Below are 16,753 nucleotides of genomic sequence, written 5' to 3'. Positions count from 1 at the left end.
GAAAAATGGCTGACGACAAATTTTTAGATAAAAAAATGGACCGTCGTGAATTTCTTAAAAAAGCAGGTATTGGAGGGGCTGGTCTAGCGCTGGGTCTCTCTGGTGCATCTGCTTTTTTCGCTAATCAAGACAGTTCCAGCAAAAAAGCTTATGATGGGGATGAAGACATCTCCTTTTATGGCAAACACCAAGCAGGGATTACGACGGCCATGCAGAAGGCTTGCTACTTGGTTGTGTTAGATCTTCATACGACGGACAAAAAAGAAGTTATCCAGCTCTTTAAAGATTGGACTGATTATAGTAGTAAATTAGTCGAAGGAGAGTTGGTCAAAAAAGATGGTTCCAATGCCCTCTTGCCTCCAACAGATACAGGTGAAACAGTAGGACTCAACCCCTATCGCTTGAGCCTGACTTTTGGGGTTTCGGCTTCCTTTCTAAAGAAACTGGGCTTGGAGGCCAAACGTCCGAAACTCTTTCGTGATTTACCCCCATTTCCAAAGGAGCAGTTGCAGGACAAATATACGGGTGGCGATATCGTCATTCAGGCCTGTGCAGATGATGAGCAAGTAGCCTTTCATGCGGTACGAAATCTGATTCGTAAGGGTCGCAAGACCATCACCATGAAGTGGAGCAAATCAGGATTTGCAGCTATTGGTGACCGAAAAGAAACGCCGCGCAACCTCTTTGGTTTCAAGGATGGAACAGCAAATGTCACGACTGAGAAGGATTTTGACAAGGTCGTCTGGACTGACAGCAAGGACTGGATGAAGGGTGGTTCTTATATGGCTCTTCGCCTAGTGCAAATGCACTTGGAAACTTGGGACCGAACCAATTTGCAGGAGCAGGAAAATACCTTTGGTCGCTACAAGGAGTCCGGTGCTCCATTTGGTAAAACCAACGAATTTGATGAAGTAGATTTATCTAAACTACCAGTTGATTCACATGTCCGTTTGGCCAAAGAAGTCGATCGACCGATTTTACGCCGGTCATATTCCTATTCGGATGGCATCAATGAACAGACTGGGCAATTTGATGCTGGCTTGATCTTTATCGCCTTTCAAAAGGATCCGAACAGCTTTGTCAAAATCCAAACCAACTTGGGCGCAGTAGACAAAATGAACGAGTACATCACCCATATCGGAAGTGGACTCTTTGCTTGCTTTGCAGGCGTTGAGAAAGGAGGGTTTCTTGGTCAAGCACTCTTTGAATAAATTCTTGATCTTGTTAGGCCTTCTTGCCTTGTTCTGGACTCATCCAGTAGCTGCGGAATCTTATAGCGATCTCTTTATCAAGATCACAGATGCAACAACTGCTGTAGAAAATAAGAATCAGGATAAGGCCAAGGAATTGATAGCTGAGATTCAGGCTGATTTTGAATCCAAAGACCACCATGATTCCAAGGCAGGGAAAAAAGTTAGCCAAGCCCTGGCTATAAAAGGGGAGGCAACCAAAGAGGATCTTACCAAGATCTCATCAGCCTTGCTCGCTTTTGAAAAAGAGCAAAATCCGGTCGATTTAGAGGCGGAAAAAGACAAACTCGTGAGTCGGCTCGCACCTTCTTTTAAGAACCTACAAAATGCCATTACAGCTAAGGATCTGGATAAAACCCGTCAAACCTATGCCGATCTCAATAATACCTGGACGCGAAACGAAGCAGTGGTAAGAGATCACAGCACAGCCTACTATGGCAAAATCGAGACGGCCATTTCCCTCTTGCGCAGTAGTATTGAAACAGAGCCTACCGATTTTACCAACATCCAGTCCTCTTATGACGACCTCAAAAATGGGATTGATGCCTTTGTAAAAGGAGAGGCCATTAGCAGTGCCAGTACGGATTTGACGCTGAACGATGGGATCAAGCTTTTGGAGAAGGCGCAAAGCCAATTCCAAGCTGGGGATGAAAAGTCTGCTGCAGCGACTATGAAGCAGTTCATCACGATCTGGCCAACTATCGAAGGGGATGTTAGCACGACCAATCCCAGTCTCTACACGCGCGTAGAAATTGAATCCCCGGTCATTATGGTCAAGGGGAAAGAAAAGGCCTATCAAGAGAAATTACAAGCCTTGATCAAGGACCTGTCTGCGATCGATACGACAGCTTCTTACAACGCTTTTGATGCCATGTTGATTCTTCTGCGTGAAGGAGTAGAAGCGCTGCTGATTGTCATGGCGCTTGTGACGACCCTTAAGGCCGCTAAGATGAGGAAAGGCCTCAAATGGGTCTACGGTGGAGCCATTGCTGGTGTTCTTGCCAGTGCAGCGATCGCTCTTGTTTTGCAAGTAGCTTTTCCAGCCGTTACTTCGGGGGCTAACCGGGAAATCATTGAAGGTGGCGTTGGGATTTTCGCTGTAGTCATGATGATTCTCATCGGAATTTGGCTCCACAGCAAGTCCTCTGTCAAACAGTGGAATGCCTTTATGGACCGTCAAATGAAGACCGTGACGGCTACAGGAAGCTTTGTCTCGATGTTTGCTCTCAGTTTCTTAGCAGTCTTTCGTGAAGGGGCTGAGACCATTCTCTTTTATGTCGGGATCATTCCGCGGATTACAACTGCGAATTTCTTACTGGGAATCGGGCTTGCTATAGCTGTTCTCATCATCATTGCAGTGGCAATGACCAAGGCTAGTCAAGCTATCCAACCTCATAGAATCTTTTTCATTTTGACTTGGTTGATTTATGCCTTGGCCTTCAAGATGCTCGGTGTCAGTATCCACGCCCTTCAGTTGACCAATATCCTCCCTAGCCATTTGGTCAATGGACTTCCAACCATCGATTGGGCGGGCATCTATCCAAGCTGGGAAGTTCTTCTTCCTCAGTTAATGTTTGTGGCCTTGATCGCCCTTATCACGGTGAGACAGCATGGCAAAGAGTAGAGCAGATGAAATGTCCATTGTTGAACATTTGGTCGAATTTCGAAAACGATTGATCGCAGTGGTCTTATGTTATATTATCGTCTTCATCGTAGCCTTTGTATTTGGTGGAGAACTCTACCAAGCCTTGACGGCTAGCCTGCATCAAAAACTGCTGGTACTGGGACCAAATGATATCCTCTGGATCTATGTATCGCTGGCTAATCTCACAGCCTTTAGCCTAACCTTGCCCTTTATTGTCTACCAGATTTGGCAATTTGTAAGGCCGGCTTTGAAGGAGAAGGAGGCGCGTGCAGTCTTTGCCTACATCCCAGCTAGCTTTATTTGCTTTGTGTTGGGACTTGCATTTGGTTATTTCTTTGTTAGCCCAGCTATTTTAGAGGTCTTGATGCGCTTGGGAGAAGGGCTGTTTGATACCCAATTGACGGCACAAAATTATCTAACCTTCTTATGGCACACCACCTTGCCTTTAGGGGTCTTGTTCGAGTTACCAGTTTTGGTCGCTTTTCTGACCTCGATTGGGCTCTTGACACCACAGTTTTTAATAACCTACCGACGATACGCATACTTTGTCCTGCTGGTCTTAGCCGTCGTGCTAACCCCTGCAGACTTTATCAGTGACTTGGCCATGACACTCCCTTTGATCCTCTTATTTGAAGTCAGTGTCGCCATCAGTAAAGTCATCTATTCAAGAAAAAGGAGAAACTAATGGGAATTTTACGTGATATTGGAGCACCAGGATTGATCATCATCATCCTGGGCGCCCTCTTGATTTTTGGACCAAAACGCCTGCCAGAGTTGGGTCAGTCCATCGGCAAAATGTTTGCTGAATTTAAGACTGCTGTCAATAAAGGCAGTGAAGAAGCCGATCAAGACACCAAAGAAGCTAAAGAAGAAAAAGAATAATCAGACAATTTTCAAAATTCTATTGAGTTCGATTGCATAAAAAGGTATAATAAGACAAGTACTTGCAATCGACGAAGGAGGAAACCATGATTATTACGATTTTGTCACTCATTTTCTATTTCAGCTATATCGGATTCTTATGCTGGTTGGTCGTAAAAATTGTCGAAAAATTGTTCAATTTCTTGTTGAACCGTTAATAAAGAAACAATCCATTTCACCCCGAGTGAGTGGATTTTTTGTTTCTCGTTCATTCAGTTAGAAGTAAATAGTAAGAGACCTCAAGAATCTCTTTTTGTGTATCCAATTCCCCTAGCTAGTGACTAACTTGAACTTCAAACTGTATTTCGGTATGATAGTAGATAATAGATTTACGGTTTGTTTGTTTTGTTTTATGTTATGCATATGAAAAGCTCTATATAACTATTGGAGGATAAGCAGTGAAAAGAGATAATATATTTATAGAAGAAAAAATTAATGAGCTCATTAAATTTAATGAAATGATGATTAAGGAATGGTTACAAGAGTTAGACCAACTTAACCAAGGAATTAATCCTTATAAACGTCCAATTGAAGAAGTTATTAGGCTAACTAAAGAAGATATTTCTATTTATCAAGAAAAGAAAATGATAGCTACCTACACTGCAGGTTATCCTATTGAAAAATTCAAAGAAGAGTACCTTATATTTGTCGATAGCCTTGTCCCTGTTTGGCATAGTAATTCAGGATATGATGAGATGCTATGGGCTCTATCTATTGGCGTTTTGTTAGAGATTGATGAAACGACTTTTGATAAGTTAGTAGACTTAGTCAAAAAGGATGATCCGGAGGATTATTTGATCGATTACCTCATTCAGTCTCGTCATCCAGAGTGGAAGATTCGTATCAATTATAATTTCCCAAGACCCTATGGCTTTACTCGAAAGATTATAGAGGAAGAAAATTCTGAAAAGGCTGTATCTCTCTTGAAAGAATACTTGACTAAAAGATGGTATCAGGGATGTAGAGATGAAGGTTGGTATGACTTGCATAAGTACAACCTTGATAATTATTATGGTTATTGGTCCTTTGAATCAGGCGCGCTCTGCAAATTGAAGGGATTGGATGATAAGGAATTAGAAGGACTTCCGTACTTCCCATATGATTTGGTTGCGGAAGGAACGCTATAAAATAAACTCTAAGGTTGAAGAATGATGGTAGATAAGATTTTAACAAAAGAAGAAGTGCTTCAAAATGGTGTTTGTTTTGAAGAAGAGCTTGATTGGGGTGGATGGTATTGTGAGCAGATTGTTTGTGAGAATGAATCTGGCGAAGAAATTCCATTTACAGGTTTAGCTTATGATTTATACCCAGATGGTAAATTAGAGTATTATGGTTATATTAAAGATGGGTTCCGTCATGGAATGAATGTATGGTTTTATCCTAATGGAAATATTGAAAGCATCAATCCTCAAGATTGCGGTGCGGCTGATGGGCTTCAAAAGAAATACTATGAAAACGGCGCATTAAAATCACAGACATATTGTGTTTTAGGGGCAAGAGTAACTTATATTGAGTACGATGAGGGTGGACATATTATCGATGAAAAATTAGAAACAACTGAGGCAGATTTTGAGAGAGCAAAGAAGTGGGGTGTTGATTTATCGAAACGAGACATGACTTTGAAGTAGAACAAAATCGCTTTAGGTCTCAGATTGACTTAACGAATCGTTTTTAAAGGAGACACAAAATGGGGTTACGAGATACTTTAAGTACAGAAGAGAATTATAAAGATGGCTTAATTTCAAATCGAGAAGCCTTACTGTATTTTCAAGAAAAATTACGAAAACTTCAAAGTGATTTAGATAATGGAATAGAAAACTATAAAAAGCCAACGATCGAAGTTTATCAGTCAACTTTAGCTACTATTTTGTCTTATCAGACAGACATTTTATTAGCAACTTATTCTAGCGGAGCCTCTTTGTCAGCATTTAAAAAGGAATACATTTCCTTTGTATCGTTTCTAATTCCAATTTGGCGTAAGGAATGGGGCTACGAACAAATGCTATGGGCGCTTTCTATTGGCATTCTGTTAGAGATTGATGAGGAAATTTTTGATCAGTTAGTAGACTTAGTCAAAAAGGATGATCCGGAGGACTATTTGATCGATTACCTCATCCAGTCTCGTCATCCAGAGTGGAAGATTTGGATAAACTATGATTTCCCAAGACCCTATGGCTTTACTAGGAAAATCATTGAAGAAGAGAATTCTGAACAGACCCTAAAATTGTTAAAAGAATATCTGATTAGCAAATGGTACCAAGGAAGCAGAGACGCTGCTTGGTATGATTTACACAAGCAAAATGTAAAAAATCATGTAGGCTACTGGTCCTTTGAGTCAGGTGCTCTATGCAAAATAAAGGGATTGGACTACAAGGAATTAAAAGGACTTTCATATTTCCCATATGACTTGATTGCGGAATGTGGAACAATAAAATAAGTCTCGTGATGCATGAGTCATTAAATTTAAAAAAGAGAGAAAATAAATTATGATCGAACCTAAGTACGGTGAAAATATTGTTGTTCTTTTTAAACATGAAAATAAATATACTTGGTATGTTTCGGATTTAGAATTCTGGTATATTGATTATGAGGTGGCACGCTATTCGCTTGATACTCTGTATGATGAGAGAAAACGATCTTCGAAACTGACCCATGAAACATTGCCATATTTCATAGAAGATATGGATGCATACAAATGTGATCGAAATGAGCTAGGAGAAGCATTTGCTAAATCGTATCAGGAAGATAGATTGAACGCGGTTTATGATTTTAAACCTTCCCTGTTTATTGATATGGATGAGATGGAACTGTACTCGCAGTACGCAGAATACGTATCATTCGAAGAATATGTTTCAGAACCATGGAAAGGCCAATATAAGTCGTTTTGGGATAAGATTCCAGAAGAAGAAAAATTCTGGTTGACTAGTGGCACCGATGTATACGGTGAAGATTAATTACAGTTGAAGAACAGAGAGAGGATAAATATAGGAGTAGATAGAAGGAGGAGCAACTGATGAGAAGAAAATGGGTAAAGGTCATTTCTATTTTCCTTTTAATCCTGTCCGGTAGTTACTTTGTTTTTCATAAACTAACGAAACCTGACCTTGGACATAAAACAACCAAACTCTATCAGCATGGCTTTCGTTTGCTAGAAGAGCAAAATGGAACCTACATCAAAGCCCACTATACTGGGATCGATAAGATTGAATTTTCCCCAATCTACGTTACTGAGGAAGGATCAACTTTCTCAAATGTCTATATCCGTCCCACTATTTATGATAAGCATGGAAATGAAGCTACTCTTGGTACTGAAGTTAAAAATGTAATCTCAAGTGACATTGGTATCGTCTCACATATAATAGTAGATTTTGATGGAGATGGGAATGAAGTTATAGAATTAAAGGACTCAAATGGGACATTTATTGATGTTTCCAATGAACAACACTTACCTAATGAAGTTAAACTGACCAGACAGCCTTTTGTAGATGGAAATATCGAATTATTAGTAGAAGATGGTCAGTTAATAGGAGTCGTAAAGGATGATAAAGGAAGCCCTGATGCAGAAATCGTTTATAATACGGAACTCCATAAAGGAGGAGCAGAATGAAGAAGAAGTTCTTTAGGCTTGCCTTAGTTCTTGCTATTTTGTTTGCTGCAAGTATGTTGTATCTTAACAAAAAGATGCAAGAGCAGAAAGATCCATACAACGTGAGTACTGTGTTAGACGACAAAGGAGTGAAACTTTACAAACGAGGATTTCGTTTGTTGGAAGAACAACTGGCAACTTACATTAAAGAGCACTACTCTGGTGTTAGTAAAATTGAGTTTTCGCCAATTTTTGTGCAAGGTGGGGATGGGCAGACTATGTTCGATGCTAATATCGTTCCCGTAATTTATGACAATCATGGGAATAAGGCTTATTTAGGGCGGAAGGTTGGTAAGCATGGATATGCAAGCTACGGTCTTTTAGGAGATCTACGGTTAGATTTTAATGGTTTTGATGAGGAAGTGATTGAAATTGATGTAGATGGTAAATTTCTTGACATAACGAATTACAAAAGCTTACCTCCAAAAGCTAAATTAACAATCAACCCCTCAATGGATGAAAATATTGTAGCGCTTGTCAATGATGGTCACCTAAAAGGTGTGGTTAAAAGTGAAAAAGGCAGTCTAAAAGCAGAAGTTGCCTATAATACAGAAATTAGGAAAGGTAATGAGTGGGAATGGCGCTAGCCAATGAAATAGAATGAAAAAGAAAGGACAAAACACATGCAGTATTATTTTATCGGTAGCCTAGGGAGCAATAGCTATCATCTGGCTCCACTTATTGATGAGCTAGGCTTTCCTGTGACCTTTCTAGATCCCTATAGGGAAATGATTCAGACAGAAAACGATCTTCGTGTTTGGTTTCAAGATCAGATTAGCCAGGCGGAAGAGATCTGTTTATTAGGGCATTCATTGGGTGGAGATTTGGCTCGTTATCTGGCTGCTCAGTTCCCTCAGATCCATGCTCTGATTCTCTTGGATGGTGGCTATCTGGATATGGAAAAGATCCTGCCTCTTGAGGAAGAGCTAGACGGCACCTTGTCCTTCATGCAGCAGCAAGTCTTTGCAACTTTAGAAGAAGCCGTGTTATCAGAACTCGGTGATGGAGCAGATCTGACGCCTATAGCGCGAAAAGCAGTAGAGGCTAGCTATCGTTGGAATCCAGTGAGTGAACAATATGAATTAAATCTGGATCTAGAAAAGATCTTGGCCTTATTGTGTCTACGGCGTCAGATGAATACTTACCAGATTCCACTGGCAGACTTGCCTGTCCTTTTTATTGGACCTCGGTACCAAGAAGAGCCTGAATGGAGAAAAGATGCTCTGAAGCAACTAGATCCCCAGATCAAGCAAGTCTTGCTAGAAGGTTTGGGGCACGAACTGTATACAGAGGCGCCTGAAATTGTAGCTAGAGAAGTGAACAATTGGCTCCAAAATGTTCATAAATAAAACCTGTTTCTCTTTTTGAAACGGGTTTTTGTCTTGTAATTTCCGAACATTATTTCCTATAAAATCATTCCCATTGCATTAGGTCCGTATCTTTGGTATAATCTATCAAGGAAACGTCAAGAGACGTAGCGATGCGCTTGCGCATAGGTAGGTCAGTTTTTAGAAAAGAGATTTTTCAATCTATGTTAAATGAATTTCCTATTTTCGACTATGAAGATATTCAGTTGATTCCCAACAAATGTATCATCAATAGCCGCTCAGAAGCAGATACAACCGTTCAATTTGGAAACCATACCTTCAAGCTTCCAGTTGTTCCAGCCAATATGCAGACGATTTTGGATGAGAATGTAGCAGAGCAGTTGGCGCGTGGTGGATACTTCTACATCATGCACCGTTTTGATGAAGAGGGTCGGATTCCTTTTGTCAAACGCATGCATGATCAAGGTTTGATCGCTTCCATTTCGGTTGGTGTTAAGGAATACGAATACGACTTTGTGAGTCAATTAAAGGCAGATGCGCCTGAGTACATCACTATTGATATCGCACACGGTCACGCAGATAGCGTCATTCGGATGATTCAACACATCAAGAAAGAATTGCCAGATACCTTTGTCATTGCTGGAAATGTTGGAACACCTGAAGCTGTTCGTGAATTGGAAAATGCGGGAGCTGATGCGACTAAGGTCGGGATCGGTCCTGGTAAGGTTTGTATCACCAAAGTTAAGACTGGATTTGGTACAGGTGGTTGGCAATTGGCTGCGCTTCGCTGGTGCTCAAAAGCAGCGCGTAAGCCAATCATTGCGGACGGTGGTATTCGGACACATGGTGATATTGCCAAATCGATTCGTTTCGGGGCATCTATGGTCATGATCGGTTCTCTCTTTGCAGGACATATCGAAAGTCCTGGTAAAACAATAGAGATTGATGGAGAGTCATTCAAGGAGTACTATGGATCTGCTTCAGAGTACCAAAAAGGCGCTTATAAGAACGTCGAAGGGAAGAAGATTTTATTGCCTGCCAAGGGTCATTTACAAGACACCCTGACAGAAATGGAACAAGATTTGCAAAGTTCGATCTCTTATGCAGGAGGCCGAAAATTAGCAGATTTGAAACATGTTGACTATGTGATCGTTAAGAATTCTATCTGGAATGGCGATGCACACTAATTGAATTACTTATTTATTTCACGAATGGGCGTGATGTTTCTACAAGGTGCCGGAACACCTAACAATAAGTAAGTCGGGATTATTTCTCTTTCTAGAGAGATTTCAAGGCTTGCTTAGCAGGCCTTTTTGTGTTTTGTGAATGAAGTAGAGGATTTTTTAAAAAGTAGGAGGAAGTATGAAATTACTTGAAGAACGCATCTTAAAAGATGGTAACGTTTTAGGTGAGAATATCCTCAAGGTGGACTCCTTTTTGACCCACCAAGTGGATTTTAAATTGATGAAAGAAATTGGTCAGACTTTTGCAGACCGGTTCAAAGATGCTGGTGTGACGAAAGTCGTAACCATTGAAGCATCTGGAATTGCACCAGCCCTTTATGTAGCTGAAGCCTTGGATGTTCCCATGATCTTTGCTAAGAAGGCTAAAAACATCACGATGAATGAGGGCATCTTGACCGCTGAGGTTTATTCCTTTACCAAGCAAGTCACCAGCACCGTTTCGATTGCGGGTAAATTTTTGGATCCATCAGATAAGGTTTTGATCATTGACGATTTCCTTGCAAATGGCCAAGCAGCCAAAGGCTTGATTCAAATCATCGAACAAGCTGGTGCTCAAGTAGAAGCGATTGGGATCGTGATTGAAAAATCCTTCCAAGATGGACGGGGATTGTTAGAAGAGTTGGGATATCCAGTTGTATCCCTCGCACGTTTGGACCGTTTTGAAAATGGTCAGGTTGTATTTAAGGAGGCAGACATCTAATGCAAAAACAAGAAAGCCATTCACAGGCGGCCATTCTAGGCTTGCAACACCTTTTAGCCATGTATTCGGGATCTATTTTGGTGCCGATCATGATAGCTGGAGCTTTGGGCTATAACGCTCATCAACTAACCTATCTCATCTCTACAGATATCTTCATGTGTGGGGTAGCAACTTTCCTTCAAGTGCAGCTCAATAAATACTTTGGGATCGGTCTTCCGGTAGTCCTTGGGGTTGCCTTCCAGTCTGTGGCACCTCTCAGCATGATCGGGGCTAGCCATGGGAGTGGTGCCATGTTTGGTGCCTTGATTGTCTCAGGGATTTATGTCATCCTTGTCTCTGGTTTCTTCTCTAAGATTGCCAATCTCTTCCCATCTATTGTAACGGGATCCGTTATTACAACCATTGGTTTGACTTTGATTCCAGTAGCGATTGGAAATATGGGAAATAATGCGCCAAAACCAACCGTTCAAAGCTTGATTTTGGCTGTGGTGACCATTCTCATCATTTTAGTTGTTAATATCTATACGACTGGGTTTATTAAATCCATTTCAATTTTGATTGGTTTGATCGTAGGTACTGCTATTGCGGCTTCTATGGGCTTGGTGGACTTCACACCTGTGGCTCAAGCACCAGTCGTTCACGTTCCAACACCTTTCTTCTTTGGAGCTCCTAAGTTTGAAATCACCTCAATCGTCATGATGTGTATCATCGCGACAGTTTCTATGGTTGAATCAACAGGTGTCTATCTTGCACTTTCTGATATTACCAAAGATCCAATTAATAGCACGCGCCTTCGCAATGGTTATCGCGCTGAAGGGTTGGCCGTCCTTCTCGGCGGTATCTTCAATACCTTCCCATACACTGGATTCTCACAAAATGTTGGCTTGGTCAAATTGTCTGGTATCAAGACTCGTCTTCCAATCTACTATGCGGCTGGTTTCCTTGTTCTTCTTGGTCTCCTTCCTAAGTTTGGAGCTTTAGCACAAATCATTCCAAGTCCAGTTCTTGGGGGAGCGATGCTGGTCATGTTTGGTTTTGTATCGATTCAAGGGATGCAGATTCTTGCGCGTGTTGATTTTGAACACAATGAGCACAATTTCTTGATCGCTGCTGTATCGATTGCTGCAGGGGTTGGTTTGAACAACAGCACCCTCTTCAATGGCCTTCCAACAGGATTCCAAATGTTCTTTGCGAACGGAATTGTCGTTGCAAGTGTCTTAGCGATCGTTCTCAACGCTATTTTAAACCGCAATAAACACTAATTACAGATGCACCGGAGGTCCTTGGATCTTCGGTTTTTTTGACTTTTAAGGAAACATATAGTAGAGTGGAAGAGGAGAAAATCTTATTTCTTATTTGATGAGAAGAGAGTTAGAATCATGTATGTAACCTATCACTTTAAAGAGCGCTTGCGCTTGTTTTTGAGTCTATTTTTGCCGATTTTAATCTACCAATTGGCCAATTATTCAGCCAGTTTCGTCGATACAGCCATGACTGGTCAGTACCGAACCCTTGATTTGGCTGGTGTTTCTACAGCTACCAGTCTGTGGAATCCATTTTTTACTTTCCTGACAGGGATTGTCTCTGCGCTGACACCGATTGTTGGGCATCATTTAGGCAAGGGAAATAAAGAACGGATTGCTGGCGATTTTTACCAATTCCTTTATATGTCATTTGGTATGGCCATTCTCTTAATAGGCTTTGTCTGGGGGATTGCGCCCATGATTCTCAAGCAGATCGGTTTAGAAAATGTTGTTGCCCAAATAGCTATTCGCTATTTATATTTCCTTTCTCTGGGAATCTTACCCTTGTTGCTCTTTAGTATCGTGCGGACCTTCCTCGATACCTTGGGCATGACGCGTCTATCCATGTACTTGATGCTCTTGCTTTTGCCTTTGAATGCTTGTTTTAATTATATCCTGATCTATGGGGCATTTGGTTTTCCTGAGATGGGAGGAGCAGGAGCGGGACTTGGAACCTCTCTGGCCTACTGGGTCCTGCTGGTGATTGCAGTTTTGATCTTGTGTAAACACCCTAAGGTAGCACCTTTCCAATTGTGGAAGCCGCAACCTTATGATTTTAAAGGGATGAAAGAAGTATTGCGACTTGGGCTTCCAATCGGTGGAATTGTCTTTGCAGAAGTTATCATCTTTTCGCTCGTTGGTTTGTTAATGGCAAAATTCCCATCACTTACCATCGCGAGCCACCAATCGGCCATGAATTTTTCTACCCTGATGTATGCTTTCCCGGTTAGTATCTCCAGTACCATGGCGATTATCGTATCTTACGAACTGGGAGCAGGAAGACCAGAAGTCGTCAAACAATACTGCCGTTTGGGCCGGCTGACAGCCTTTGGGTTTGCGATTGTCACCCTCGTCTTTCTCTATACATTTCGCTTTCAACTAGCAGGACTATATGGCAAGGATCCAATCTTTGTGCAACAAACAGCGATTTTCATGACCTATAGCCTCTTTTTCCAAGTAGCTGATACTTTTGCAGCACCCCTACAAGGGATTTTGCGGGGCTATAAGGATACAACCGTTCCATTCTTATTAGGTGTCTTTAGTTATTGGTGCATTTCTATCCCACTAGGGATTTTCCTTGATCATGTGACCAACTTGGGTCCCTATGCTTATTGGATCGGCCTTATTTCTAGCCTTGTCGTGAGTGGAATTTGTTACCAGCTTTGGCTTTGGCAGATCGAAAAAAATCAGGCAAACTAAAATGAAGTCTGGGAAACCAGGCTTTTTATGTGCCGTGAATATTATAAATTTTCTGAAAGTTCTTGACAATTGATGCCAAAGTGGTAAGATTAGGAGGTAGAAATGAAGAACTAGAAGGAGAACAAGATGAGAAGTGATATGATCAAAATGGGGATCGACCGAGCACCAGCGCGTGGTCTCCTCTATGCAACAGGGCAAGTAAAATCAGCAAAGGATATGCAAAAGCCCTTTATTGCCATTTGTAACTCCTATATTGATATCGTTCCAGGCCATGTTCACCTGCGTGAATTAGCAGATGTTGCTAAGGAAGCTATTCGCGAGGCTGGTGGGATTCCTTTTGAATTTAATACCATCGGTGTCGATGACGGGATTGCGATGGGCCATATCGGGATGCGTTATAGTTTGCCATCTCGTGAGTTGATCGTAGATGCTGCTGAAACGGTCATCAATGCCCACTGGTTTGATGGTGTTTTCTATATTCCTAACTGTGATAAGATTACACCAGGAATGATTTTAGCAGCCATGCGGACCAATGTGCCTGCTGTATTTTGTTCTGGTGGACCCATGAAGGGTGGCGTTGACATGACGGGGCATCAGGCGACGCTCTCAAGTTTGTTTGAAGCTGTAGGTACTTATCAAGCTGGTGATATGAGCATGGATGAGCTCGATTTCTTGGAAAAAAATGCCTGCCCAACCTGTGGCTCTTGCTCTGGTATGTTTACTGCCAATTCCATGAACTGTTTGATGGAAGTATTAGGCCTTGCTCTTCCTGGAAATGGTACCATCCTAGCGGTTTCAGATGAACGTCGTGAATTGGTTCGCCAAGCGGCTAAACAATTGGTAGAGAATATTAAAAAGGATATCCGTCCACGGGATATTGTGACCAAAGAAGCCATCGACGATGCCTTTGCGCTCGATATGGCCATGGGTGGTTCAACCAATACTGTGCTTCATACGCTCGCAATTGCGCGTGAAGCAGGGATTGACTATGATCTCAAAGATATCAACGAAATTGCCAAGAAGACACCTTATCTCTCTAAGATTGCACCTTCAAGTGTTTATACGATGCATGATGTGCATGAAGCTGGTGGTGTACCAGCCATTATCAATCAGTTGATCAAAAAAGGTGCCATTAAGGGTGATCGTATCACAGTTACTGGTAAAACCTTGAAAGAAAACGTAGCTGGTGCTGAAATCAAAAATGAAGAAATTATCCATCCAATCGAACATCCTATTTCACCTGTAGGTGGTTTGTCGATCCTCTACGGAAATATCGCTCAAGATGGGGCTGTTATCAAGGTCGGTGGGGTCGATCCGTCTGTGACCACTTTCCGTGGTAAAGCTATTTGTTGCGACTCACAAGATCAAGCCCTTGAGTTGATTGACAATGGTACAGTTAAGAAGGGACATGTCGTCGTTATTCGTTATGAAGGTCCTCAGGGTGGTCCTGGTATGCCAGAGATGCTAGCGCCAACTTCTAAGATTGTCGGACGCGGTCTTGGTAAAGATGTAGCACTCATTACGGATGGTCGTTTCTCAGGAGCCACTCGTGGGATTGCGATTGGTCACGTTTCTCCAGAGGCAGCAGAAGGTGGAAATATCGCCTTGATTGAAGACGGGGACGAAATCGTGATCGATCTTCCAAATCGTACCATTGATTTGCTTGTCGATGATGCAACCCTTGCAGAACGTCGCAAACATTTGAAACCATTCAAATCAAAAATTTCCAGCGGTTGGTTGCGTCGCTATACAGCCTTTGCCAAATCAGCTAATCTTGGCGGAACTTTGATGAGTGACGAAGAATTCGAAGAACGGAAAGCAGAACGTCAAGCTCAAGAAAAATAAAACAAAAACCTTTCCTGCTATGTGATATCACAAGCAAGAAAGGCTTTTTTTAGCGGAAATATTATTTGGTGCGCATTTCACCTTGAGGGAAGTAAGTTCCTTCAGGCATATCATTAATGATAACGTGAACAGCTGACTGAGGAGCGCCAGTATTGCGGACAACAGCTTCCGTTACTTCTTTAGCGAGGGCTTTCTTTTGTTCCAAGGTGCGTCCTTCAAATAGGTCAATTCGTACAAATGGCATATGGCCACCTCCTAAATTTTTTATAGGACTATTTTATCACATTTTGGGATACAAAGCTTAGCAAAATTATGGTAAAATGATAATGAAACACATTTTAGAGAGAACAGAAGGAAAATGGCACAATTATATTATAAATATGGGACCATGAACTCAGGGAAAACCATTGAGATCTTAAAAGTGGCCCATAATTATGAAGAGCAAGGCAAGAGCGTCGTCATCATGACCTCGGCAATCGACACCAGAGATGGAGTGGGAGTAGTTTCTAGCCGGATCGGTATGAAACGGGAAGCCGTTGCAATTGAAGACGATACGGATATCTTTGGCTTTATTAAAAACCAAGCAATCAAACCTTACTGTGTCTTAATCGATGAAGCTCAGTTTTTGAAACGCCATCATGTCTATGATCTGGCAAGAGTCGTGGATGAACTGGATGTGCCAGTGATGGCATTTGGGCTCAAAAATGATTTTCGAAATGAACTCTTTGAAGGTTCTAAACACCTCCTCTTGTTAGCCGACAAGATCGAGGAGATCAAAACCATCTGCCAATACTGTTCCCGCAAGGCGACCATGGTCTTGCGTACCCAAGCGGGTAAACCTGTCTATGATGGAGAGCAGATCCAGATCGGTGGACACGAGACCTATATCTCCGTTTGCCGCAAACATTATTTTAATCCAGACATTCCAACTGAAAGCGTCTAGAACGTTTTAGAGAGGATAATAATGTCTATTTGTTTAAAAGATATTACGATAGAGAATTATTTTGACGTTTTAAATCTAGAAGTTCATCCAAATCAAAGGAATTTTATTGCATCCAATTCCATTAGCTTAGCTGAAGCCTATGTATATGATAAAAATGGTGATTTTATAGCTCCCTTAGCAGTTTATGATAAGGAAGTATTAGTTGGTTTTGTTATGATTGCCTATGACCAGAAAATTGGGATCAGCAAGGGAAATTACTTGTTATTTCGTTTTATGATCGATAAACGATTTCAAGGTTTAGGCTATTTTAAACCGACTATGGATGCAGTCATTGACTTTGTTCGAACAGAGCCAGCTGGAAAAGCAACAAGTCTTTGGCTATCTTATGAACCGGAAAATAATCAAGCGAGATCTTGCTATCTCCAGTATGGATTTAAAGAAACTGGCGAAGTCATAGAAGACGAGATTGTAGCAATCTATGATCTAACAACCAAGAATTAAGGAGCAA

At 41.5% G+C, this 16,753-nt stretch carries 19 protein-coding genes and 1 riboswitch; of the genes, 18 read left to right on the top strand and 1 reads right to left on the bottom strand.

From position 1 onward, the window contains the following. The first annotated feature begins 5 nt into the window (after positions 1-5). The 16 genes from efeB (at position 6) to ilvD (ending at position 15,302) form a co-directional block, all read left to right on the top strand. Positions 6-1,211, top strand: coding sequence for an iron uptake transporter deferrochelatase/peroxidase subunit (efeB, locus tag O3602_RS05375; protein ID WP_371611305.1), 1,206 nt, complete (start codon positions 6-8; stop codon positions 1,209-1,211). Beyond that, a complete protein-coding gene (locus O3602_RS05370) occupies positions 1,189-2,874 on the top strand; it encodes an FTR1 family protein (RefSeq protein WP_371611304.1) in 1,686 nt (561 codons plus the stop codon). Before efeB ends, O3602_RS05370 begins: the two co-directional genes overlap by 23 nt. Next, a complete protein-coding gene (tatC, locus tag O3602_RS05365) occupies positions 2,861-3,580 on the top strand; it encodes a twin-arginine translocase subunit TatC (protein ID WP_371611303.1) in 720 nt (239 codons plus the stop codon). Before O3602_RS05370 ends, tatC begins: the two co-directional genes overlap by 14 nt. Next, the gene (locus O3602_RS05360) at positions 3,580-3,777 is read left to right on the top strand and encodes a twin-arginine translocase TatA/TatE family subunit (RefSeq protein WP_003007243.1); all 198 of its coding nucleotides are present in this window, start codon (positions 3,580-3,582) and stop codon (positions 3,775-3,777) included. The genes tatC and O3602_RS05360 overlap by 1 nt, the downstream gene beginning before the upstream one ends. 437 nt (positions 3,778-4,214) lie before the next feature. Then, on the top strand, positions 4,215-4,943 hold the full coding sequence (locus O3602_RS05355) for a PoNe immunity protein domain-containing protein (protein ID WP_371611302.1): 729 nt from the start codon (positions 4,215-4,217) through the stop codon (positions 4,941-4,943). Between the two features lie 21 nt (positions 4,944-4,964). Then, positions 4,965-5,444 (top strand): toxin-antitoxin system YwqK family antitoxin, encoded by a 480-nt coding sequence (locus O3602_RS05350; RefSeq protein ID WP_151379082.1) that lies wholly within the window; start codon positions 4,965-4,967, stop codon positions 5,442-5,444. Between the two features lie 59 nt (positions 5,445-5,503). Then, positions 5,504-6,253: a PoNe immunity protein domain-containing protein gene (locus tag O3602_RS05345; RefSeq protein WP_151379083.1), complete on the top strand. Its 750-nt coding sequence runs from the start codon at positions 5,504-5,506 to the stop codon at positions 6,251-6,253. A 49-nt stretch (positions 6,254-6,302) separates the two neighbouring features. After that, a complete protein-coding gene (locus O3602_RS05340) occupies positions 6,303-6,770 on the top strand; it encodes a hypothetical protein (RefSeq protein WP_151379084.1) in 468 nt (155 codons plus the stop codon). Between the two features lie 59 nt (positions 6,771-6,829). Beyond that, the gene (locus tag O3602_RS05335) at positions 6,830-7,423 is read left to right on the top strand and encodes a hypothetical protein (protein WP_371611301.1); all 594 of its coding nucleotides are present in this window, start codon (positions 6,830-6,832) and stop codon (positions 7,421-7,423) included. Between the two features lie 53 nt (positions 7,424-7,476). Then, a complete protein-coding gene (locus tag O3602_RS05330) occupies positions 7,477-8,049 on the top strand; it encodes a hypothetical protein (protein WP_176744615.1) in 573 nt (190 codons plus the stop codon). Between the two features lie 36 nt (positions 8,050-8,085). After that, on the top strand, positions 8,086-8,811 hold the full coding sequence (locus O3602_RS05325) for an alpha/beta fold hydrolase (protein WP_371611300.1): 726 nt from the start codon (positions 8,086-8,088) through the stop codon (positions 8,809-8,811). A 182-nt stretch (positions 8,812-8,993) separates the two neighbouring features. Then, the gene (guaC, locus tag O3602_RS05320; protein ID WP_371611299.1) at positions 8,994-9,977 is read left to right on the top strand and encodes a GMP reductase; all 984 of its coding nucleotides are present in this window, start codon (positions 8,994-8,996) and stop codon (positions 9,975-9,977) included. After that, a riboswitch (purine riboswitch) is annotated at positions 9,967-10,062 on the top strand. It overlaps the preceding gene by 11 nt. A gap of 90 nt (positions 10,063-10,152) precedes the next feature. Further along, positions 10,153-10,734, top strand: coding sequence for a xanthine phosphoribosyltransferase (locus tag O3602_RS05315; RefSeq protein WP_003001484.1), 582 nt, complete (start codon positions 10,153-10,155; stop codon positions 10,732-10,734). Further along, positions 10,734-11,996 (top strand): nucleobase:cation symporter-2 family protein, encoded by a 1,263-nt coding sequence (locus O3602_RS05310; protein WP_155171814.1) that lies wholly within the window; start codon positions 10,734-10,736, stop codon positions 11,994-11,996. The genes O3602_RS05315 and O3602_RS05310 overlap by 1 nt, the downstream gene beginning before the upstream one ends. A gap of 117 nt (positions 11,997-12,113) precedes the next feature. Further along, positions 12,114-13,457 (top strand): MATE family efflux transporter, encoded by a 1,344-nt coding sequence (locus O3602_RS05305; protein WP_371611298.1) that lies wholly within the window; start codon positions 12,114-12,116, stop codon positions 13,455-13,457. Positions 13,458-13,583: 126 nt separating this feature from the next. Further along, complete coding sequence (gene ilvD, locus O3602_RS05300) at positions 13,584-15,302, top strand: dihydroxy-acid dehydratase (RefSeq protein ID WP_371611297.1); 1,719 nt, start codon at positions 13,584-13,586, stop codon at positions 15,300-15,302. A 61-nt stretch (positions 15,303-15,363) separates the two neighbouring features. On the opposite strand, the gene O3602_RS05295 is transcribed toward ilvD, so the two are convergent. After that, entirely contained in the window at positions 15,364-15,546 is a 183-nt protein-coding gene (locus O3602_RS05295; protein ID WP_001117401.1) for a 4-oxalocrotonate tautomerase, read from the bottom strand. A gap of 114 nt (positions 15,547-15,660) precedes the next feature. On the opposite strand from O3602_RS05295, the gene O3602_RS05290 reads away from it, so the two are divergent. Together O3602_RS05290 and O3602_RS05285 are read left to right on the top strand one after the other, a co-directional pair. Further along, positions 15,661-16,245 (top strand): thymidine kinase, encoded by a 585-nt coding sequence (locus tag O3602_RS05290; RefSeq protein WP_003001444.1) that lies wholly within the window; start codon positions 15,661-15,663, stop codon positions 16,243-16,245. 21 nt (positions 16,246-16,266) lie between these two features. After that, on the top strand, positions 16,267-16,746 hold the full coding sequence (locus O3602_RS05285) for a GNAT family N-acetyltransferase (RefSeq protein ID WP_003001556.1): 480 nt from the start codon (positions 16,267-16,269) through the stop codon (positions 16,744-16,746). Positions 16,747-16,753: the final 7 nt, after the last annotated feature.

The sequence above is a fragment of the Streptococcus sp. 27098_8_186 genome (assembly GCF_041432055.1).
Classification (GTDB): domain Bacteria; phylum Bacillota; class Bacilli; order Lactobacillales; family Streptococcaceae; genus Streptococcus; species Streptococcus dentalis.
The sequence above is the reverse complement of the archived record's forward strand: the minus strand, read 5'-3'. Positions and strand labels throughout refer to the sequence as shown.

What these genes read in the sequence shown, in the direction of transcription:
- efeB (WP_371611305.1), top strand. Translation starts at nt 6, where the DNA reads ATGGCTGACGACAAATTTTTAGATAAAAAAATGGACCGTCGTGAATTT.
- tatC (WP_371611303.1), top strand. Translation starts at nt 2,861, where the DNA reads ATGGCAAAGAGTAGAGCAGATGAAATGTCCATTGTTGAACATTTGGTC.
- O3602_RS05360 (WP_003007243.1), top strand. Translation starts at nt 3,580, where the DNA reads ATGGGAATTTTACGTGATATTGGAGCACCAGGATTGATCATCATCATC.
- O3602_RS05350 (WP_151379082.1), top strand. Translation starts at nt 4,965, where the DNA reads ATGATGGTAGATAAGATTTTAACAAAAGAAGAAGTGCTTCAAAATGGT.
- O3602_RS05345 (WP_151379083.1), top strand. Translation starts at nt 5,504, where the DNA reads ATGGGGTTACGAGATACTTTAAGTACAGAAGAGAATTATAAAGATGGC.
- O3602_RS05340 (WP_151379084.1), top strand. Translation starts at nt 6,303, where the DNA reads ATGATCGAACCTAAGTACGGTGAAAATATTGTTGTTCTTTTTAAACAT.
- O3602_RS05335 (WP_371611301.1), top strand. Translation starts at nt 6,830, where the DNA reads ATGAGAAGAAAATGGGTAAAGGTCATTTCTATTTTCCTTTTAATCCTG.
- O3602_RS05330 (WP_176744615.1), top strand. Translation starts at nt 7,477, where the DNA reads ATGTTGTATCTTAACAAAAAGATGCAAGAGCAGAAAGATCCATACAAC.
- O3602_RS05325 (WP_371611300.1), top strand. Translation starts at nt 8,086, where the DNA reads ATGCAGTATTATTTTATCGGTAGCCTAGGGAGCAATAGCTATCATCTG.
- guaC (WP_371611299.1), top strand. Translation starts at nt 8,994, where the DNA reads ATGTTAAATGAATTTCCTATTTTCGACTATGAAGATATTCAGTTGATT.
- O3602_RS05315 (WP_003001484.1), top strand. Translation starts at nt 10,153, where the DNA reads ATGAAATTACTTGAAGAACGCATCTTAAAAGATGGTAACGTTTTAGGT.
- O3602_RS05310 (WP_155171814.1), top strand. Translation starts at nt 10,734, where the DNA reads ATGCAAAAACAAGAAAGCCATTCACAGGCGGCCATTCTAGGCTTGCAA.
- O3602_RS05305 (WP_371611298.1), top strand. Translation starts at nt 12,114, where the DNA reads ATGTATGTAACCTATCACTTTAAAGAGCGCTTGCGCTTGTTTTTGAGT.
- ilvD (WP_371611297.1), top strand. Translation starts at nt 13,584, where the DNA reads ATGAGAAGTGATATGATCAAAATGGGGATCGACCGAGCACCAGCGCGT.
- O3602_RS05295 (WP_001117401.1), bottom strand. Translation starts at nt 15,546, where the DNA reads ATGCCATTTGTACGAATTGACCTATTTGAAGGACGCACCTTGGAACAA.
- O3602_RS05290 (WP_003001444.1), top strand. Translation starts at nt 15,661, where the DNA reads ATGGCACAATTATATTATAAATATGGGACCATGAACTCAGGGAAAACC.
- O3602_RS05285 (WP_003001556.1), top strand. Translation starts at nt 16,267, where the DNA reads ATGTCTATTTGTTTAAAAGATATTACGATAGAGAATTATTTTGACGTT.